This window comes from Sulfitobacter sp. M05, from assembly GCF_029285175.1.
In the GTDB taxonomy this organism is placed as follows: Bacteria; Pseudomonadota; Alphaproteobacteria; order Rhodobacterales; family Rhodobacteraceae; genus Sulfitobacter.
In genome coordinates this window covers 435,745-455,471 of the sequence record NZ_JABEDH010000002.1, presented here as the reverse complement: position 1 = coordinate 455,471, position 19,727 = coordinate 435,745, and the positions used below count along the sequence as shown (strand labels likewise).

Genomic DNA, 19,727 nt, shown 5'->3' with positions numbered 1-19,727 from the left:
CCAGCGTTTGCAGCTTGAGGTTGCATCTGTCGGATTGAGGCTTGTTTACGCCGTGCCGATGATGCAAATCAGTCACATAGGGCGGGCGTCGACCATCGTCTCTGGGCGGCTATATTATCCGCTTTTCAGTTCTTTTCTCTTGCAGAGCGGTTTGCAGGCTATTTGTATAATAGCTTCGGATAGCCCAGTAGAAGCAAGAGATATCCTCTTATGATATTGATTTATAGTGATATTTTATGGTCAAGCTATGCTCGACCCTGGCTTTCAGTGAAGAGGGCAGTATGCAGGGTTACGCAGTAGGTGATTAAAGGGTGCCCAGACAAAAACCACCTCGCTCGTTTTCTCGAAATATCCAACTCTAACGTGAATATTGTTGCTGGAGGGGGCTAACTTTCTTCACATTCTCGTGTTAGGATTATGGGTAACCCAGGGTGATCTATTTGCGTTTGCTCAAGGGCCCTTTGCCAGAAGGCGAACAAGACTTCCTTGGTGGTGGTGCCATCAGGGGTAGCAGGCGGATCGGCCTCCGCGGCTGATGGCATCTATGCATGTTGGACGGATTTTAATCCCTTTCTTCAGCGCGCGGATAGCGCGGCAGGACACTTGCGGCTTTAGGTTGGCCATCTCCTTGTGCTTTGTTCAGCCCTGCGCTTCTCAAACGATCACGGGATGAGGGACATGCACTCTTTCATTTCTGTTTTGGATTCCACGCTCCAGCTGCGAAAGTTCTTTCTGTTTCGGGTTCTGCTGGTTTCCGTCACGCTGGCCTGTCTGGGGCCTGCCACTGCGCAGGATGTTGAGCCTGATGATTTGGAAATTACTGTGGGTGTGCTGGCGTCCGAAGGAGCAAGCAGGGCGCTTGAGGCTTGGGAACCGACCGTTTCGCTTTTGAACGAAGCGGCACAGGAACAAGACCGGCCTTTCAGTTTTCGCCTTGAGCCGCACAATCAGGCATCTTTGCAGGATGGGCTGAGCAGGGGGGCAATTGATGTGTTTTTCAGCGACCCTGCGGCCTTTGTCACCGCAGAGGTCGAAGAGGGCGCCCGTGCAATCCTTTCGGTTGCGCAAATGTGGGAAAACAACACCTACAATAAAACTGGTGCGTTGGTTTTTACCCGGAGTGACCGCCCGGTTGAGGGGTATCAGGGGCTGGCTGGCCGTCGCGTTATGGCGATGGCCCCCAACGAGCTGACGGGGTGGCGGCTTGCGTTGCAAGAGGCCCGCAAATACCGGGTCGATCCCGAAGGCATCAGTGCCGATCTCCTGTTCTCGGGGGGCAACCAACGCGAGGTGGTCTATGCCGTGAAAAACGGACTTGTTGATGTTGGTGTGATCCGAGCTGGTGTTCTGGAGAAACTGGCCGCAGAGGGTGCGGTCGAGATGAGGGATTTCCTGCCCGTGGCTCCCAGCGGGCACCCGGGCTATCCGTTTTGGGTCAGTACGCCGTTGTTCCCTGATTGGGTTATGGGGTCGATGCCTGATGTGCCGGACGATGCTCTAAGTCTTTTGATCGGAACGATGCTTTCTATTGGGGCAGACAGCCACGAATCACAGGCGGCGGGCGGTATCGTCTGGCAGGCACCACAGAGTTACCTGTCGGTACATGATTTGCTGATTTCCCTGCATGCGCGACCCTACGAGAATTATATCAAGCAGGCCGGCGCGCGGATTTATCGTTCTTACAAGTGGCCGACATTGGCGCTTGGTGCGGTGATCCTGTTGTCGATCCTGTTTCTGATTTATGAAATTCGCCGCTCTGCCCGTCTGGCCGGGGCGCATAAGAATGTGCTGGATTCCGAAGTACGTTCGAAACAGTTTTACCGCAATGCCATCGAAGACCACACGGTGTTTTGCATGTTGACCAAACGCGGTAAGATTTCTCATGTGAACGATCATTTTGTGTCCGCTTTGGATCGCCCCCGCAGCAGTCTGGTAAGCAGCTCCCTTGAAGATATCGTGGATGAAACAAACCAGGAGTTGATTGAGTCGCAGATCATGCCTGCAATGAAGGCTGGTGCCACCTGGCAGGGGGCGCTGCAATTGCGCAAGAAAGATGGCAAGGTTGCCTGGGTGCAATGTACATTTATTCCGGTTACAAGTACGTCAAACGATCTGAGCGAAATTGCCATTGTCGCCTCTGATGTGACGCAGACCCGGGCCGGTGTCTCGGAAGAGCGGTTTAACAATACGCTTGAGCTGATCCAGGATCAGGTGGTTGTTTTGCGTCCCGGAAATCTGGACATCCTTTATGTGAATACTGCCGCGGGCCGGCGCTTGATTGGCGACCGGATGGGCGGGGACTGGGCTGGTAAAAAGGCCGGCGACTTTATCACAAAAGAAGATTTGAAGCTGCTTAAACTGCGCGGTGAAGCATTGGCGGCTGGGCCAGAGCGTCGGGCAACCTGGGAAGTTTCTGCCAAGGGTGGAATTACCTATGAAATCAGCCTTGAATACGCGCAGCCGGACAATGAAGAGCCGCGCCTGATCGCGATTTACCGAGATATCTCAGAGCGTAAAGAGATTGAAAGAGCCAAGACAGAGTTCGTTTCGACCGTTAGTCACGAGCTTCGAACGCCACTGACATCCATCAAGGGTGCGCTTGGGCTGGCGCTTTCTGGTGCGGCGGGTGAAATGCCGACCAAGATGAGTTCACTGGTCAATATGGCGGCCAAGAACTGTGAAAATCTGGTTACTCTGATCAACGATATTCTTGACCTTGAGAATTTCGAGGCGGGCAAGATGACATATAAGCAAGAGGTCTTTGATCTGGCGCAAATGTTGTCCGAGGCGTTGAACGAAAATGCCTTTGGTGCGGACAAGTTCGGCGTTTCTGTAAAGCTTCTACCAAGTGAGCGGGAAGGGCCGGCGCTGACCTTTGGTGACGCGAAGCGACTGACACAGGCCATCAATAACCTGATGTCGAATGCGGCCAAATTCTCTGATGCGGGTTCTGAAATTCAGGTCTCTTTGAAAGAGGTTGCTGGACGCTGGCGGATCGCCATTCGTGATTTTGGCGAGGGCATTCCCGAACATGCGCAACCAACAATGTATGATAAATTTACCCAAGCTGACAGTTCTGATACGCGGTCGAAGGGCGGCACCGGTCTGGGGTTGTCGATTGTCAAAATGATTGTTGAACAGCACCAAGGGCGGATTGCGTTTGTGAGCAAAGAGGGCGTTGGCACAGAGTTTTTTGTGGATCTGCCGATTGTGGTTGGTGAAACCGTAATGCCCATTCCAACGGCGGCGCGCAGAGTGGAGCAACCTGACCGGTTTTCGGACGACCCGGAAGCGGGCCTGATTGATGGTCTGGATGATGTGGGTGAGGCGGTGACCGCGCGCTTGCTTGAGCAAGGGCGGGCCGCTGGTTTGGATGTTGAACTGACCGCCGGCGAATTTACGGCTCGACAGCTGGCCAAAGGCCAAAGCGATGACGGAATGCCGCTTGCGACAAACTGGTTCGGTGATGATGATCGTGGCATTCTGACCGATCTGATGTTGGAGGGGCAGGTAACGGACCGTGCGCTGTGCATGATCGAATGTCGCCATCGCCAAGATCCAAACAGCACAACCACCACACGTGGTATGGCGTTGATCGAGATGGTGCAAAAATGGCTGGATGATTGTCAGGATATGACGCCGGATGGTGCCGCGCCTGATCTGGTGGCCATGCTTAAGAACGGACCACTGAAGGTCTGGATCGAAGGCTGTGACATTCCTGCTGTATCCGTTGTTTCCGAGCTTGCCGGCGTGGGCGCGTCGCAGCGGCCTGATCTGGTGGCCCTGTATTCTGAGAATGATCAGGCGGCGACACTCTCACTTTATCCGATGGTCACGGGGAAACTGCCTGCGGATTGGCCAGCTGTTTTGATCGTGTCGCGTCTGGCTGGAATGGCCAGCGGCAAGGGTGTCGTATCGAAATTCCCAAGCAGTGGCGGCGGGAAAGCGCGCCGCAGAGCCTGACGGGCGCTATGCAATGGGGTAGGTCCTGGTGTGGTGCAGGTCTGTTGACACCGCTCCGCGTCAGTTAGTTTGATAGACAAGGGGGGCGGGTTTACCCAGGAATCTGTCCTGTCCGGGTCAGCATATACAAGGCACGGTCGGCATCATCCATCTGGGAGGCGGCCTTGCGGGCCGTTTCCTCGGTGATGTCGTTGTTGACCCGTTTCAGGATTTGTTCGGTTGTCTTGGTTTCCCGAAAGGCCGCAAACAGTTGTTCTTCACTTTGGGCCGCCTGCGCTGCTGTCGCCGCGCGGTCTTCTGCAAGGCCCTGCTGGATAACTTCTACGGAATTTAGGTATGCGGGCAGGAAGGCTCGGGTGTCTTCTGTGCTGTTGGCAGCTTCACGCAGGGCATCCGCGTGAAGTTCTGCGCTTTGATCTTCCAGTGCTTTTTCCTCCGCCCGCAGCTTTGCCAATTCGGCACCGATTGTCTCCATTTCGTGCTGCTTGATCCTGTCGATCAATTGCAAAGCTGCAAGGCGGTTTTTAAGTGCCATCTGCCTAGGCTGCTGCCGGCATGTTCTGGCGGGCTTCTTCCATTTCGTAGAAAGTGGGCTGAAGCGATGTCGGGATGTTGCCGCGACCAATTTCCGTACAGATCGCTGGCGAATGGTTGTGTAGGATCGCAATAAAGATGTCGCGGATCACGCCGTAATAAATGCCGTCCTGATCTTCGACGGCCTGCAACCGGTTGGCGACGGGTGACACAAAACAATAAGCAAGGAAAACCCCGAGGAAGGTTCCGACAAGAGCGCCCCCGATCATGGCACCAAGAACAGCCGGAGGTTTATCAATGGACGACATGGTTTTGATAACACCCAAAACGGCCGCAACAATCCCGATCGCGGGCAGGGCGTCTGATACAGTTGTCAGGCCATGCGGCGCGACAAGAGCCTCGTGGTGGTGCTTCTTGAGCTTACGGTTGATTACATCCTCGGCCTGATAGGGATCGTCGAACTGCAAGGCGAGCATACGGAAACTGTCGGTGATCAGATCAATTGCAAAGTGGTCTTTCTGGATCTTGGGATATTGTGAGAATATCGAGCTTTCTTCGGGGCTTTCGATATGCTCGTCCAAGGATAAAATGCCGTTTTGCTGGTACATGCGGGCCAGCGTGTACATCAGGTTTAGCAGGTCGATGTAGTCTGCCGGCTTCCATTTTGGCCCTTTCATCGCTTTTACAAGGCCTTTGCCCGCACCTTTTAGGTCGGAAAAGGAGTTTGCAGCGATGAAGGAGCCCAAAGCGGCGCCGCCGATCATCATGCCCTCAAAAGGCAGCGCGTGCATGATGATGCCCATTTCGCCGCCGGAAAGCATGTAGCCACCAAAGACCATGCCTAGAATAATGATAAAACCCAGAAGAATTGTCATGTTATGCCTGTTCGTTCATTTTCATGAACCATAGCCCTATTTTTTCGGGAAATTCAAGGATAGTTGGTCTTCACCGAAGTATAATTTGTTTTCAACAAATATAGTTGACACTTCTGGGGTGTGGGATACATGGTTAGTTACATCGACTTCAACACCGGAGGATCCGCGCCATGACCGACACATCAAGCATATTCGTGGTTCTCATCGACGCAGATGATATTAAACATGTCTTTTCGACCTGGCCTGATCACATCTGCCTCGCGGCTTGTCTGACCCGGGACGGGGATTGCAGCATGGTTGTGTTTCGTCGCGACGAGCGCCCTGTGGTGCCCCAACGCTTGCTTGAGATGTTGGATGTTGAGGCCCAGGACGTGTGCATCGTTCCGAAGGTGCGCGGGTTTGAAACGCGCCACTTCCTTTATTCCGACGAACGGCGTCTGATGGCTTTGGTCGCTTCTGATCCCGATCTGTTGGACGAGGCAATCGATTACTCGATGAACTATACCTATGCGCTGGAAGAGGGTCTTGAACCCTCTGTTGTTCTTGGGTTGAGCAAACCTGCCCCAGCCCGTGAGCCGCGCCAGCCCGCGACACCGGTTTCTGCGATGCGGCCACAGCCGACACCGCAGTCCGAACCGGCGCCACAATCGCAGATGCCTCAGGCTGCGCTAAGCCCTTTGTTGCCCGAGTTCCTGCGCAAGTCCGCTGAAGGATCGCACCGACCGAAGTTTGCAAGTGTGCGGCGATCCACCGAGGGGATGCTTGCCGCTGTGCATTAGCGCAGGGCATTTCGCAAATCCTGAAAGACCTTGTCGCCGATCGGAGCAGCCGCAGGTTGCGATAGCTTGGCGTGTTTCACCTCTTTCGGGGCGTCATGTTGCATCGGTGCCGGATCAGTTGCTTGCTTTGCTTCTTGCGTCGCAGGGGCAGACGCTTTGGTCGGGTCCTGATAGCGCACCATGATTGAAATACGACGGTTGGAGGGGTCCGTCGGGGCTTCCGGTTTGAGCAGCTGAGTATCAGCCATGCCGGACACGCGGATAATGCGGTCCCGCGATACGCCTGACGCTTCGAACACACGGCGTGTGGCATTGGCGCGGTCGGATGACAGATCCCAGTTGTCGTATTTGGAGCTGTCGGAGAACTGCACGGCATCGGTATGACCGGCCAGGACGATGGGGTTGGGCAGTGCCGCAAGTGAGGTGCCCAGATTGCTCAGCAATACATCGGTTGCACCAGCCATTTCGGCACGGCCGCTTTGGAACATCGGTTTGCCTTCCTGATCAATGATCTGGATGTGCAGCCCCTCTTCGGTCTCTTCGAAGATCACGTTTTGCTGCAACGGATCGAGATCCGGGTTGTCCTGCATTGCTTGCAAGATTTCGTTTTGCAGCTGCTCGAATTTCATTTGGTCGGCAGCATGTTCAGCATCGTTGGTGCCTTCGCCGGCTCCGGCAAGCTTGTTTTCGTTGTTTGCGTCGGCGGCACCTGGATTGCCTTGGGAAGCGCCAGCGCGTTGGTCCGCTTTGCTGAGGTCGGAGGCGGCAGGCATATCTTGGATACCCTCATGGGTCCCTTTCACCCGATCATCAGGATCCGAGGCGGAAGTAGTATCGCGCACTTCCCATTTGGCGGGAGATGGATCATCCATCTTGCCCAATTCCGAACCGCGGGCCACAACACTGCCGTTGGACGCGGTCAAGGTGCCGGGAGGGCCAAGTGTTGAGCCGTCCAGCAGGCCAATGCCGCCTGGCATGGTGGCGTCGGTGAAATATTCGGCAATGCCGCGAAGTTTCTGCTCATCCGAGCTGGCCAGAATCCACATCAATAGGAAAAATGCCATCATAGCGGTCATGAAGTCAGCATAAGCCACCTTCCAGCCACCACCGTGGTGGCCGCCGCCTTCGACAATTTCGTATTTCTTGAAAATTTTGGGCTGCGTATCAGCTGCCATTTGCTCTGCCTCATAACGCCGAAAGGATCGGTCGCTTTGCGGCGGTGCTTCTGCTACCCCGCGTTGAAGCTAGATATCGGCAGGGAAGATGCGGTTAACGCGGCTGAATTTAGGCGATTGTTGGGCATTTGCGTCGGTCAAAGCGGCGAGGTTGCATCCTGACCGGTAGGTTCATCGCGGGTATATTTTCCGAGGCCGATGCGTTTGGCATACTCTGCCTTGCGGATGGAGTAGTTGGGCGCAACCAGTAAATGGTCATCGTCCAGACCAAACATGGCGCGATATTGATTTTCCGACAGCCCATGTTCCGCCTTGAGGTGGCGTTTAAGCATGGTGAAGGATTTGCCGCAGCACAGACAAGTCACGGCGTCATCGGACACGGATTTCTCAATCGCGACTGCTGGTTTCACGGTGTTTGTGGCGGGCGCTGCAACCTGGGAGATGGCGGGCTTCGACTGTTCGCGGTTGTCAAGGATTGCGGGCAATTTGCCTGCCAAGGTTAGCACATCTTCGACGGTCGCGTTTTCGCGGGATGCAAAGCTGGAAAGTACTTGTAGAACGGCGTTGGATATCAACACGGCGTTTTCGTCTTCCATTTGCTGTCTCCTGCTCGATTTGCCCTACGGGGCCGGGTCGTATGAAAAGATCTGGACGAATGCCCTTCACGGTTCCGAAGTGTGGTTTCGACATAAAATTTCAACATGTCAAGAACCAGTGAAATATAGAGGCGAAAACCGGCCAGATTTCTATGCATAGATGATCCAGCTCTCCGTCCGCCCTGGGCAAACGGGGCCGGAAACCCTAGAAATACGCCGTTCTGGTCAACTGACCTGGATTAACATCACAACGTAAATCTGGCGGTTGGCGACCGGTTTGCCTGGCTAATGAATGGTCAGGCTGTTGGTTGTTCGGTGACGCGGGGAGGCATCTTCTTTCAAGATTCCCGATTGCATCACCACCAGATGGGCGCTGCGCATGGCCTGTAGCAGGTACAAGTCGTGTTTGTCTTGGGAAATGCTCGCTTTAAGGCGGTGTGCTGCGGCAAGCGCAATCTCGCGGGGGCTGTCTGTAACGTTTGTCATAAATCTACCTAGTTCCAGGTCCGATCAGGCGCTTCTGCGACCGTGACGCTTACTATGTAGCGCCAAAGGTTAACGGGTGGTTTCTTTTTGTGAACCCCCAAGAATAAATGCGGCCAATGTTTGCCTGATTTAAAATTTTCTTTGTCTGTCTTGAGGGCTGATTTCTGACCAGTCCGCAAGGCCGAGCGCTTATGTATTTGTTATCCTTAATTTTGTTCTTGAGCGCTGCATAACGTAACTCTGGCGTGTGCGATAGGGTTCCCGAACAGAGATAACGCAGATTTCAGTCAAAAAGAATTGAGTTTGGCGCTGGTTTGTAGCTCTATATAGCGACGTTCTGATTCTCGAGTTGTATTGTTTCCATACCTCCTGCCAATAGATAACGGGTGTTCAATTGAGCCAAGGCAAACCGACAACCCTTGTGGTTACCAGCCAAGGTAGGTTGCGGAATCCTTTGAGTTATTTGACTTCAGTTGTGCTGAAACATGATTTGGAAGTTGCTGAGGACGGGCCGGCAGCAAAGGAAGCTTTGGCACGGAACCCTTCGATCCAAGCGGTCATTGTTCATTTGCCTGGGCAGAAAGACGAAGTGCTGGACCTTATTCAAGGGATCAAATCGGAAGAGCCTTCGCCCGTTGTCATGGTGTTGTGTTCAAAAGAGGAAGAACTGTGTGTTCAGGCATTTCTGGCGGGCGCAAGCGATGTCATCGTCTGGCCATGCAGTTTACGAGAGCTGACGGTTCGCTTGTTTGTCCGTCTAGAGTTCCCATTGAACAACGAGCTGTTGCAGCCAGACGATGGAAGTTGGGATGAACGCGCCTATATCGCAGACAAGGCTGGCCTGACGATTTCCGAAGCGCAGGTGATGCATGTGCTGTATGCCCGTGATGGGGAAACGGTCAGTCGGGACGAGTTGAGTCTGGCTGTAGATGCGCGACCATGGCGATATGGTGACCGAAAATTCGATGTTCACGTTGCAAAATTACGCAAGAAACTCTTGGATAGTTTCGGGGACAAGATGTCTGTTTCGACCATAAGATCCACCGGTTACAGGCTGGTTACGAACGGCGCGAATATCTTCGATACCACCTGAAAATCTCCATTTTGGATTCGTCCCAAGGGGCAAATGGCTGTCAGTTTTTCGACTGCCTATTTATTGCTGGCTGCTTCGGTGGTTCCGCAACTGTAAAATTGTAAAGAATGTTAACGCCAACTTGGTGCTGCGCTTAGAATGCCGCACCATAGCTAGGCCAACCCAAAAAAAATGCCACTATATTTAGATAACTGTTAGTTAATGGAAATTTGCAACAAATCTCCTTAAGGTTGAAACTTGGCAGTCTAGACGCCTTGGTTTGCCGTTCAAAAACAGGATCGGCGCGAACCGCAATTATTAACAAATTTAGCGTTCAATCTCTCTTTAAACGGGAATATTCTGGGTAAACAGTAAGTGATTAGGGAGCGGTTATATGAACATCGTAGAGCATATCTGGAGTAACACGTTGGAGCTTCGCGAGCCGGCCAACCTCCCGCCGCTCAGCAGTATTCTTGCGTCTCTTCTAGCCGCGCCAATGGTCTGTTTCGCTTCCAAGGGGGCGGGGCTGGGTAAGCGGCCAATTGTCAGCTATGCAGGTGATGAAGTTTTGCCCGGTGCCAGTTTGGCGGACGTGCTGTTTGAAGAGTTTGGCATTGAAATCTGCGACCGTACGATTGTTTTGATCGAGCCCGTAGAAATGGGCGATACGGAAGGTCTTTCCAGTCAAAGCCTTGGTCAAGCCCTTGGTCAGGTGTTGGTTGACCTGTCGCAGCTCAATCAGGCCGAGCGCGCAGCGGTCGATACAGGAGAAAGTGTCGGGTTTGTTCACCGGGCAAGCCAGTCACGCCTGCGTCCCGAACTGGCGAATCTGGTCCAGTAAACCGATCATCACTATTTTGACAAACGCCCATCCTGACTTTCGTCCGGGTGGGCGTTGTGGTTGCAAGCATCGGATTCCAAATGTTTTTCCTGATATCGTGACAAATTTGGCACGATAATCCAGCGTCAGGACGTAAATCCAACGTCCAGCCAAAATTCTCAGAACGTTAAATTGGCCTTAACCGCGAAAGGTTAAGATTTGGTTCGAGGCAGAATAATAAATATAGGTGACGAGGATGAGTGTAACCGCGTACAAGCGGACCATCTCGCACACGGAAGCGCCGCGCCAGATTGAGCGTCGCATCCTTGCGCAGGTGACATCAGAACTGGAAACGCAGTATCTTGCATTTGACCGTGCTGAAAGAAGGTTAGAGCGCCTTCAGCTTTTGGCGGACGGGCTGCGGCATACTTTGCAGAAAAACCAGATGGTTTGGTCGGCCTTCAAGATGGATCTTGTTGATGGTGCAAACGGGCTGTCGCCCGAGCTGAAAGCCAGCCTTATCTCCCTATCGCTTTGGGTCGAGAGCCACACGCAGGGAGTTCTGGCCGGCGGCAAGCAGGTGAAACCTCTGGTCGACATTAATCGTAGTATTGTTGACGGCCTGAGTGGTCGCCAGCTTGAAACAGCGGCGGAGTAATCATCATGGCACTTCGACTGACTCTCAAGCCTAACGAACGTATTTTGATCAACGGGTGCGTAGTGCGCAATACCGACCGGCGACAGCTGTTGGTGATCGAAAATCACGCGGATATTGTACGTGAAGCGGACCTGTTGGATGAAAAAAGCGCGCGGACGCCGGTGAAAGAAGTGTACTTCTTTATTCAGGCGGCGCTGCTCGATGTGAATACGCGCAAAAAGCTGGTTCCGATTATCCAAACAAAGCTGGCACAGCTGGTTCCAGTATTTCACGACGAAGTTGGCGAACATATCTTTGAAGCGGCAAATCATGTTTCTATGGCCGACTTTTACAAAGCGATGCGCGCGCTGCGTCCTTTGATGGACTACGAAGATCGTCTGTTTGAAATGATTCATGAGAGGGCAGCCGCAACAGCGGCAGAATAGGATTGCGATGATTGGCATTTCTGGAATTGGAAGTCAGGCGGCGCTGCGTTTGATCGATGCGACGCGGGACCAGCAGTTGGAATCCATGCGCAACGAGGCGGCCAACAAGCGAAGCGAGGCTGCATTTCGCGAACGTATTGGCTCTATCACAACTCCGAAGGAGCTGGTCGCGGACTTTGAGGTATACAGTTTCGTAATGAAAGCCTTTGATCTGGAAGATCAGATTTTCGGCAAAGGCATGATCCGCAAAGTTCTGGAAAGCGACCCGGTTGAGCCATCCTCCCTGTTGAACCGGCTGACTGATACGCGGTTCCGAGAATTGCATCTGGCTTTGGGTTTTACCACGGAAAGCGGGCCGCAGGTGCCTGACTTCACCAATCCCGCCTTTCTCGACGAGATTTCAGACCGGTTCTATAATCGACAGTTCATCAATACGAATGATGAGCAGAATTCGACCGTTGGAACCGTTCTTGAGTTCCGCGAAACTGGTGGGGATATCTCAAGCTGGTTCGAGGTTTTGGGCAATAAAAAGCTGACAAACTTCTTTCAGGTCGCATTAGGGTTGCCGACGCAGATGTCCGGGCTGGATGTGGACCGGCAAGCCGAAATGTTTAAGGAAAAATTCGATCTGGCCGATCTGGTCGATCCTGCTGAACGTGAACGGCTTATCACACGATATGTGGCCATTTCCGATGTTCTTAACCCGCAGGGCTTTTCATCGGAGAGTGCTGCGGTGAATATTCTGCAAAATTCGCGAAACAACGGCCAGTTCGTCGCGTTTACGTTAGATATCGATATGGTTAACTTTAGCGCGTCGCGCCTTTACCGCTGATTTCGAACAGTGCCGCGGTTTACTCGGCCATTTCTTCCATCATTTCTTCGGTGGTATCCGCCAATTTGATCGTTCCGTCGTCCATCAGGCGCAGCGCGCCCTCGACGAGTTGCCCCTGAGCTTCTTTTACATCACGCAGTTTGATCGGCCCCATAGAAGACATTTCATCCTGCAACATGCCGCGCGAACGCGCCGGTAATGCAGAGAGGAAATGTTCGCGGATTTCCTTTTTGGCACCGCGCAATGCAAGTGGCAGGGTGGTGGCTGACACTTCGCGCATGATCTTGCCAAGGTCCATTTCATTGAATTCGACCAGATCGTCAAAGACAAACATTTTTTGTTTGATGCTGCCGAACTGTTCCGGTCTACTCTGTTCAAGTTCAGCAGAAATCTGTTCGAACAGATCGCCGTCCAGTTTGTTTAGAATCGACACCAGATGCCCTTCGATCTTGGCTTCTGGGCTGTTGTTTGCCTTAGCCAGAACATCTTCGCGCAGGGTATTTTCAATGTTCTGGATCGTATCATTGGGCAGGTTTTCCATCGCCATGATCCGTTCAACCAGATCGGGCGCGCGTTCGGTTCCGAGCAATGGCAGAACTTTGGCGGCGGCGTCAGGACGCAGACGTGTCAGGATCACCGCAACTGTTTGATTGTGTTCCTTGCGCAGGAACTCCACCAATTGTTTTTCATCCAGATCGGACAGGTCTTTCCAGACATTGCCGGATGTGTTGCCGTTGATTTCCTGAAGAATTTCCGCGACCCGATCTTCTGGAAGGAACTCGCTTAACAGGTTTCTTGCTGCGTCAATCGAACCAACAACGCCGCCCTCGTGGTTTAATTTCTCGTCAAATTCCTCAAGGATGCTTTCAACGATACCGGCATCAATTTCCCCCATGGTCGAGATTGCCGTTGTGATCTGGCGGATTTCATTCACATCCAGCTGCTGCATCAGTGCCCCGCCGCGCCCTTCACCCAAGCACAAGAACAGCACCGCAGATTTCTGCGCGCCTGACATCCGGCGGTGTTTACGAAGGGGAACGAACTGGTTCATGGAATGGGTATCCGGCTGGTATTGGCAGTGCTTACAAGAATAGAACAAATTATCCTTGGATTAAATCTAATTGTTTATAAAAACTGTCTATCCGGAAAGATATGATTGGATAAGCGATCCAGCCAGCATGTACCAACCGTCAATCAGGACAAAGAAGATCACTTTGAACGGGAGGGAAACAAGCACAGGGGGCAGCATCATCATACCCGCGCTCATCAAAACGGAGGCGACGATCAGATCGATCGCGACAAAGGGCAGGTAGATCAAAAACCCGATGGTAAAGGCGCGGCGCAGTTCGGAGATCATGAAAGATGGCACCAGAACGCGCCAGCTGGGGCCGGCATCCACGGCTTGGGCCACATCCCCTTCGTCGTCATCGTTCGTGTCGTTGGCAATGTCGGTGAACAGCTGGATGTCCTTGGGGCGGGTGTTCACGACCATAAAGTTGTAAAAGGGCTCGGTAATGTTCTGAATGGCCTGTTCTTCGGTAATCGTATTGGCCATCAGGGGCCTTAGGCCGCCTTCCCAGGCATCTTCGAACACCGGTTGCATGACAAAAAATGTCATAAAAAGCGCCATGGCGTTCAGCACGATATTCGGGGGTGTCTGGTTCAGACCCAAGGCCAGCCGCAGCATCGAAAAAACGATGACGAAGCGGGTAAAGCTGGTGGTCACAACCAGCAGGCCAGGCGCAACACTTAGCGCGGTGGTCAGAACAAACAGCTGGATCAGCCGCCCTGACAGGCTGGCACCGGCATCACTGCCCGGTTGCACGCCGCCCAGTTGCGACGACAATTCGCGGATCAATCCGCCGACCTCTGCATCCTGTGCCAAGGCAGGTGTGCCAAACGCAAGAATACCCAGCGCCAGCGTGCAAGCCGCTGTCACAATGGACTGTGCAGAAGGGGCCGGGGCGAAGCGCATTTTAGCTTTCTGAAACAAAATCTTTTACGATTTCACGCAGTGCAACACCCAGCATATCACCTTTGACCCGCACCAGATCGCCACGGGCGACCAGACGGTCATTGATCATCAGATCGACGGGTTCGCCGACACGCCGGTCCAGCTCGATCACAGAGCCTTTGGTCAGGTCAAGCAGTTCCGAAATCGGTATCCGGCTGCGCCCCAAAACGGCGCGCACATCCAATTTAACGCCGAAAATTGCATCAAGGTTCTTGCTTGATCCCGAGTTGCCGGCTTCTGCTTCTGCACCGGTTGCCTGATCCTTGCCGGCCTCGGGTTTTGTTGCCGCGTCGGTCGGATCTTTTACGTCATCGTTTTCCAACATGTTTTCAGCTTTCTACGTCGCTTCGTTATATTCTTCTGCTGCCTGCGCGAGCGCTTGCAGAATTTTGGTACAGGCCGCTTCGATGTCATACTCCAACCGGCCACCTTTCCAGCGCACTTTGGCCGAACCTTTGGGCATGTCGGGGTCTGCGCAGATGTCGATCTCCAGCCTGTTTGATGCCTCGGTCAGCCAGCTTGGTGTCTCTTCATCAAGCACGGCAACAACCTCGGGGCTGGCGCTGATTGTGAGTTCAGGATCGGTGCGCGTCTGTTGAACGGCTTGTCTGATCCGGTCCGCGGCCAAGGCAGGGCCGTATTGGGTGATCAGCTGCGGGGCCAGCCGGTCAGCAACGCCGAGAAACAGCTCGATAATATCGCGCTCTGTTCCTCTGTGCAGGCGGGTGTCCTGTTCAGCCAGCTGGGCCAATTGGGTCTGGATACTCTGGCGTTCTTGTTCAAACCGCGCGGCGGCTTCTGCGTCCAGTTCGGCCTTGGCATCCTGATGTCCGATGGTGCGCCCCGCCTCGAACCCCTCCTTACGAGCAGCCTCGAGTTGTTCTTTCAAATCGACGATCGCGCCAAGCGCGCTTGAGGCATCACGATGCACGGACCGTTCTGCCTCGACGTCAAAATTATGGTCGAAGAGGGAAATCATGCCTCAGCCTCAGTGGTCAGCCAGGACCGCATTACGCGCAAGACTTCTTCTGGTTTTTCATCTGCAAGGCGTTGAATTTTATCAATATTGCCTTTTTGAATGCTGCCCCGGATACCCTGTGTGCTGACGTATTGCTGATCATCTTGCGCCGCTCCGATCTGCTCAACGGCGGTTGCCGGAAGTTTTTGCTGCTCCGCGAGCGGTTGGCCCGGCATCCCGGAGGCCAAAAGCTTCGGGTCCCCGGTGGCGGCGCTCTGTGGCGCTTCAAGGCTTTCTTGGTCGTTTGCTGGGGCTTCCAAGGCGGGCTCTTCCACCACGTTCAGTGTATCAAGCTGGTTCAGCCGGCGCAGCAGCGGGCGCACACCGAGGATCATCACCAAGGCAACGATCAGCAGAGCAAGGATACCGCGGATGATCGGTACCACGCTTTCGGTCAAACGTTCCGTTATGCTTTGGTCAATCGGATCACCCAGATCCATCGAATAATCCATAAAGCGCATGCTATCCACGGAAACGCTGTCGCCACGGCCTTCTTCAAAACCGACAGCGGATTTAACCAATTCGGTCAGGCGGTTCAGTTCCTCGGGCGTACGTTCGACATAGGCCACATCAGAGCCTTCGACATTGTAGATGCCATTTACCAGCACTGCGACCGTCAGGCGGCGCACATCGCCGGCTTCGCGCACGATTTCGCGGCGGGTATTGCCGATCTCGTATTGCACCTGCTCGCCGGCTTCGTTGCGGTTGGATGTGGCACCGCCGCCTTCACCTTCGACAAGGGCGGTTGGAATGTTGTTTTCAACCCCAACGTTGCCGCCGCCTTCGGTGCCGGATTGGCTTTGGGTTTTGCTCTCGGTCGAGCGGACAACCTGCTGTTCGGGGTCAAAGCTCTGTTCGACGATCACTTCGCGCTGGGTGGTCAGGTCGACATTTACCCGCACGCGGGCGTTGCCAGCACCAACGCGGGCGGTCAGGATGTTTTGAATTTCTTGTGACAGGCGGTCCTCGATAGAGGTCTTGGCGGTCTGCATCCCGGTCTGGCCTTCACCGCCTGCTCCTTCTGCCAAAATGGTCTCGCCGCTGGCCGACAACACGGTAACCCGCGAGATTTCCAGTTCGGAAACCGAAGAGGCAACAAGGGTGCGCACGGCGATTGCTTGTTTGCGAGTGATGGCGCGACCAGCACTTGAGCGCAGAACAACGGAACCGCGCGGCGCGGCGGCTTCGCGTGAAAACGGCTCTCGGTCCGGCAATACAAGGTGGACGCGGGCAGAGGAGATGCCATCAAGCGTTTGGATCGAGCGAGCCAGCTCGCCTTCCATTGCGCGGACGCGGTTGATCTTTTGCAGGAAGGAGTTCATCGCAAGGCCGCTCTTCTCGTCGAACAGCTCCCATCCGGGATCGCCATCAACGGGCACCCCAGTTTCTGCCAACGCCATCCGTGCGCGTGCGCCGTCCGAGCGGGGAACAGATACGCTTGAACCATCCTCGGAAACCATCACGCGGAAACCGGCGTTGGTCAGGGTCGCCTCGATGGCGCTGGCCGAAGTCACTGACAGATTGGAATAGATCGGAGCGTAGTCCGGGCGCGCAATCGTATTCAGGCCAAACAACAGCGCCACAACCACAGCAACGGCTGTCCCTGCCAAGATCATCAATCTTTGGCGGCCCAAAGATAGCAAATTGTCAATTAATCCCTGCACGAAGGCCCTCACTGGTTGCTGTCGTGACTATACATCATTAATGGAAGATTAAGGCAAGTTTAAGTTAAAAGTAAACTTGTGTTCGAAGTAAAAAAAGGCGATTATCCTTGCGCAAGGAAAGACTGTAGAAAATGGCCGCTAAGACCGATACCAAAAAGAAATCGCCGGAAGAAGAAACGGACGATGCTGCGGCGGAAAAGCCGCGCGGTTCGCGCAAGATGTTGCTGGCCGCTGCTTTGATGTGCTTGGTCTCTTTGGGGGGCGGGTTCTTTCTGGCGCGCACCGCGTTCTTGCAGGACGCCGAAGAGTACGAGCCTGAGTATAAAGACACTGCTGATGCCGAGGAACATGCCGAAGAGGATGATGGTCACGGCGGAAAGAGCAAAGCGAAGCTTCGCAAGGATGTTGTCGATCCTCTGGCCAAGGGCGGGCATGATGCCGAGCAGGCCATGGCGCTGCAAGAGCAGGATGAAAAAGAGCATGGAAAGGCACCTGCGGATGGTGGGCTGCTGGACCTTGGTGACATGTTGACGAATATCCAAAGCATCAGTGCTGATGGTACGCCGGGCACCGCTTTTCTGAAGATCAACTTGGTTGTAGCCTATCGTCCCGATGCCGAAGCCGGTGCCGTGATGGCCGAACGTCAGCCGTTTATCCGTGACTTGTTCAACAGTTACCTGCGTGGGCTGTCCGAATCCGATGTGCGCGGTATGGCGGGCATCATGTATATCAAGGCCGAACTGCTTAAACGGGCGCGGGCCGCGGTGGGCAGTGACCTGCCGCAAGAAATCCTCATCAAAGATCTGATTGTTCAGTGAGAACCTGCAAGTGACTGAAACGCTGTCCCAAAACAACGCTGAAGGCGAAAACGCCAACCTGATTGACGAGATCATTCGCCAGTCGGACTTTACCTTTGACCGGCTGCCCATGCTGGATATCATCGGTGCGCGTCTGGTTGAAAACCTGTCTGATGCATTTTCGGATCTGACGCGGATCGGCTGTGAGGCTTCGCTTTTCTCGCTGGATTATATCACGATGGATCAGGTGCTTGCGGATATGCCAAGCCCGGTGTTGATGGCGGTTGGCGTGGGCAAGCCGTTTGATGGCGAAATTCTAATTTCAATCGACAAAGTATGCCTGTTGGCCACCAGCGAGCTGATGTTGGGCGGCAGCGCAAAGAGCCTTGAGCTTGAGAGCGTCGAGAGTTTTACCGCAATTGAACTTGGTTTTGGGGAGCGCGTGCTTGCCTCTGTTCTTGCAGAGCTTCAGCGCGCCCTGACGATGGTAAGCGCCGCCTCGCTTGAGCTGGACCGCGTTGAAAGTGACCCGGAAGATGCTGCGGTTGCCAAACCCAACAGCCTGTGCGCGCGGATCAAAGTGTCCATCTCGGTCGCCGGACACGTTGGCAGTATCGACATCATAATTCCATATGACGCACTGGAACCGATCCGGCCGGATCTGGGCAAAGTGTACTATGGCGACCGTGGCGAAGGGCAAAGCACTTGGCATGACATGATCGGCAGCCAGATCGAGCGCGCGCATATGCAGCTGGAAGTTCAGCTGGCGCAAGAGGCGATCCCGATACAGCGGATTATGTCGTGGAAGCCCGGCGATACCATCGAATTTGGCATCGAAGAAGGGCAGGACGCGACCATGACCTGTGCGGACACTCCAATGTTTAAGGTGTCCATTGGCAAGAAGAACAACGGTTTTGTCGCCGTTCAGATCACCGAAGAACTTAAACCGAAAAAGGAACTGGAAACAGATGGCGATGATAATTGACAGCGTAATCATTCTGCTTCTCATAGGCAGCGTCTCATACAGCTACATGGTGTCGCGCAAGCTGCGGTTGCTCATGGGGGTCCTGAAAGATTTGGAGCCTCTGGTTGAAGAGTTCTCTTCGGCAGTGGACAAATCTCAGGATTCAGTCAGTCAGATGCGGGACAACATTGAAATCGCAGAGCAGGCCCAACAGGCCGAACCGGAGCCAGAAGCGGCACCGCAAACTGCATTCGCCAGCCGCCGCGGTGCATCAGCGGAGACACCTGGTATGCGTGTTGTCCGCGACAAAAAAGAACTGGTGCGCGCGTTCTTCGACACTCAAAGCACTGCAAAGGTATAAATCATGCGCAATCTGTTAAGCGGAAAAATGATCCTTGGCGGATTGGGCGTGATGGTGTTTGCAAAGGCGGCGATGTCATTTCCCGAGTTGCCGTCCCTGACGGATGTAGCATCGGGCAAAGATATCGGCGTGGTTGCCGCCGCAGGAAAAGTAGAGGCGACTGTGGATTCTGCCACAGATTCACCGCCGCTGGTCGAGAACCTGCCAGAACCGATGGCAAAAGCGATAGATACGCCAGAGGAAATTCTTCTGTCATTGAAGCGCGAGCGAGAACTGGTGGCCCAGCAGAAGGCCGATATGGAAAAGCGGTTGGCTGAAATCGCGCTTTCCGAGGAACGGTTGCGGATCGAACGGGCCTCTCTGACAGAGTTGAAGACGTCCATCGAAGAGCTGCTGGCCCGTGTAGAAGCGTCACAGACTGATGATTTGGCGCGGTTGATTTCCTTTTACAAGAATATGAAGCCCGCGGATGCGGCACGGATCATTGATGATTTGGACATCGAAACAACAATCATGATCCTTGGCACCATGAACCCGCGCAGTGCGGCTCCGATTATGGCCAAGGTTTCGCCGGTGCGCGCACGGGCTGTTTCCAAGATCATTCTTGAGCGCTCACAGCTGCCCGGTGATCAGGATCTTGTCGGTATCAAGCTGAATTGACCTAAAGCTTTTCGAGTTTAACTTTAGATATCGG

The 19,727-nt window shown here is 53.9% G+C and carries 21 protein-coding genes; 11 read left to right on the top strand and 10 right to left on the bottom strand.

All coding sequences use genetic code 11. The annotated features are described in order from the left end of the window. Positions 1 to 678: 678 nt before the first annotated feature. Positions 679 to 3,963 carry an ATP-binding protein gene (locus HKX44_RS10365; protein ID WP_276151254.1) on the top strand — a complete coding sequence of 1,095 codons (3,285 nt, stop codon included), beginning with the start codon at positions 679 to 681 and terminating at the stop codon, positions 3,961 to 3,963. Positions 3,964 to 4,054: 91 nt separating this feature from the next. Here HKX44_RS10365 and HKX44_RS10360 read toward each other — a convergent pair whose 3' ends face one another. After that, positions 4,055 to 4,498 (bottom strand): flagellar motor protein, encoded by a 444-nt coding sequence (locus HKX44_RS10360; RefSeq protein ID WP_276151253.1) that lies wholly within the window; start codon positions 4,496 to 4,498, stop codon positions 4,055 to 4,057. A gap of 4 nt (positions 4,499 to 4,502) precedes the next feature. Beyond that, entirely contained in the window at positions 4,503 to 5,372 is an 870-nt protein-coding gene (gene motA / locus HKX44_RS10355; protein WP_276151252.1) for a flagellar motor stator protein MotA, read from the bottom strand. Between the two features lie 170 nt (positions 5,373 to 5,542). On the opposite strand from motA, the gene HKX44_RS10350 reads away from it, so the two are divergent. Continuing rightward, on the top strand, positions 5,543 to 6,151 hold the full coding sequence (locus HKX44_RS10350) for a flagellar motor protein (RefSeq protein WP_276151251.1): 609 nt from the start codon (positions 5,543 to 5,545) through the stop codon (positions 6,149 to 6,151). Here the strand turns inward: HKX44_RS10350 and HKX44_RS10345 are convergent. The 3 genes from HKX44_RS10345 to HKX44_RS10335 all read right to left on the bottom strand — a co-directional run bounded on the left by HKX44_RS10345 (position 6,148) and on the right by HKX44_RS10335 (position 8,408). After that, positions 6,148 to 7,326: a flagellar motor protein MotB gene (locus tag HKX44_RS10345; protein WP_276151250.1), complete on the bottom strand. Its 1,179-nt coding sequence runs from the start codon at positions 7,324 to 7,326 to the stop codon at positions 6,148 to 6,150. The genes HKX44_RS10350 and HKX44_RS10345 overlap by 4 nt on opposite strands. A gap of 137 nt (positions 7,327 to 7,463) precedes the next feature. Further along, on the bottom strand, positions 7,464 to 7,922 hold the full coding sequence (locus HKX44_RS10340; protein WP_276151249.1) for a MucR family transcriptional regulator: 459 nt from the start codon (positions 7,920 to 7,922) through the stop codon (positions 7,464 to 7,466). 285 nt (positions 7,923 to 8,207) lie between these two features. Further along, the gene (locus HKX44_RS10335) at positions 8,208 to 8,408 is read right to left on the bottom strand and encodes a hypothetical protein (RefSeq protein WP_276151248.1); all 201 of its coding nucleotides are present in this window, start codon (positions 8,406 to 8,408) and stop codon (positions 8,208 to 8,210) included. Between the two features lie 394 nt (positions 8,409 to 8,802). Between HKX44_RS10335 and HKX44_RS10330 the strand changes: the two genes are divergently transcribed. The 5 genes from HKX44_RS10330 (at position 8,803) to HKX44_RS10310 (ending at position 12,215) form a co-directional block, all read left to right on the top strand. Next, positions 8,803 to 9,501 (top strand): winged helix-turn-helix domain-containing protein, encoded by a 699-nt coding sequence (locus HKX44_RS10330; RefSeq protein ID WP_276153215.1) that lies wholly within the window; start codon positions 8,803 to 8,805, stop codon positions 9,499 to 9,501. Positions 9,502 to 9,874: 373 nt separating this feature from the next. Next, positions 9,875 to 10,321, top strand: a complete 447-nt coding sequence (locus tag HKX44_RS10325) for a hypothetical protein (RefSeq protein ID WP_276151246.1) — start codon at positions 9,875 to 9,877, stop codon at positions 10,319 to 10,321. 235 nt (positions 10,322 to 10,556) lie between these two features. After that, positions 10,557 to 10,958 carry a flagellar biosynthesis regulator FlaF gene (locus HKX44_RS10320; RefSeq protein ID WP_276151245.1) on the top strand — a complete coding sequence of 134 codons (402 nt, stop codon included), beginning with the start codon at positions 10,557 to 10,559 and terminating at the stop codon, positions 10,956 to 10,958. Between the two features lie 5 nt (positions 10,959 to 10,963). Next, complete coding sequence (locus HKX44_RS10315; protein WP_276151244.1) at positions 10,964 to 11,383, top strand: flagellar biosynthesis repressor FlbT; 420 nt, start codon at positions 10,964 to 10,966, stop codon at positions 11,381 to 11,383. Positions 11,384 to 11,390: 7 nt separating this feature from the next. Beyond that, positions 11,391 to 12,215, top strand: a complete 825-nt coding sequence (locus tag HKX44_RS10310; protein ID WP_276151243.1) for a DUF1217 domain-containing protein — start codon at positions 11,391 to 11,393, stop codon at positions 12,213 to 12,215. 19 nt (positions 12,216 to 12,234) lie between these two features. Here HKX44_RS10310 and HKX44_RS10305 read toward each other — a convergent pair whose 3' ends face one another. From HKX44_RS10305 to fliF, 5 genes are all read right to left on the bottom strand, one after another. After that, a complete protein-coding gene (locus HKX44_RS10305) occupies positions 12,235 to 13,266 on the bottom strand; it encodes a flagellar motor switch protein FliG (RefSeq protein WP_276151242.1) in 1,032 nt (343 codons plus the stop codon). 87 nt (positions 13,267 to 13,353) lie between these two features. After that, positions 13,354 to 14,190, bottom strand: a complete 837-nt coding sequence (fliP, locus tag HKX44_RS10300; protein ID WP_276151241.1) for a flagellar type III secretion system pore protein FliP — start codon at positions 14,188 to 14,190, stop codon at positions 13,354 to 13,356. 1 nt (position 14,191) lies between these two features. Then, complete coding sequence (locus HKX44_RS10295; protein ID WP_276151240.1) at positions 14,192 to 14,554, bottom strand: FliM/FliN family flagellar motor switch protein; 363 nt, start codon at positions 14,552 to 14,554, stop codon at positions 14,192 to 14,194. A 12-nt stretch (positions 14,555 to 14,566) separates the two neighbouring features. After that, entirely contained in the window at positions 14,567 to 15,208 is a 642-nt protein-coding gene (locus HKX44_RS10290; protein ID WP_276151239.1) for a FliH/SctL family protein, read from the bottom strand. Further along, complete coding sequence (gene fliF, locus HKX44_RS10285) at positions 15,205 to 16,863, bottom strand: flagellar basal-body MS-ring/collar protein FliF (protein ID WP_276151238.1); 1,659 nt, start codon at positions 16,861 to 16,863, stop codon at positions 15,205 to 15,207. The genes HKX44_RS10290 and fliF overlap by 4 nt, the downstream gene beginning before the upstream one ends. A 179-nt stretch (positions 16,864 to 17,042) precedes the next feature. Here fliF and HKX44_RS10280 point away from each other — a divergent pair, with 179 nt between their 5' ends. The 4 genes from HKX44_RS10280 to HKX44_RS10265 are packed head-to-tail and all read left to right on the top strand — an operon-like array spanning position 17,043 to position 19,693. Continuing rightward, positions 17,043 to 17,729, top strand: coding sequence for a flagellar basal body-associated FliL family protein (locus HKX44_RS10280; protein ID WP_276151237.1), 687 nt, complete (start codon positions 17,043 to 17,045; stop codon positions 17,727 to 17,729). A 10-nt stretch (positions 17,730 to 17,739) separates the two neighbouring features. Then, positions 17,740 to 18,693, top strand: a complete 954-nt coding sequence (locus HKX44_RS10275; RefSeq protein WP_276153214.1) for a FliM/FliN family flagellar motor switch protein — start codon at positions 17,740 to 17,742, stop codon at positions 18,691 to 18,693. Continuing rightward, positions 18,677 to 19,033, top strand: a complete 357-nt coding sequence (locus tag HKX44_RS10270; protein ID WP_276151235.1) for a flagellar motor switch protein — start codon at positions 18,677 to 18,679, stop codon at positions 19,031 to 19,033. Before HKX44_RS10275 ends, HKX44_RS10270 begins: the two co-directional genes overlap by 17 nt. Before the next feature lie 3 nt (positions 19,034 to 19,036). Beyond that, positions 19,037 to 19,693 carry a hypothetical protein gene (locus tag HKX44_RS10265; protein WP_276151234.1) on the top strand — a complete coding sequence of 219 codons (657 nt, stop codon included), beginning with the start codon at positions 19,037 to 19,039 and terminating at the stop codon, positions 19,691 to 19,693. The last annotated feature ends 34 nt before the right edge of the window (positions 19,694 to 19,727 follow it).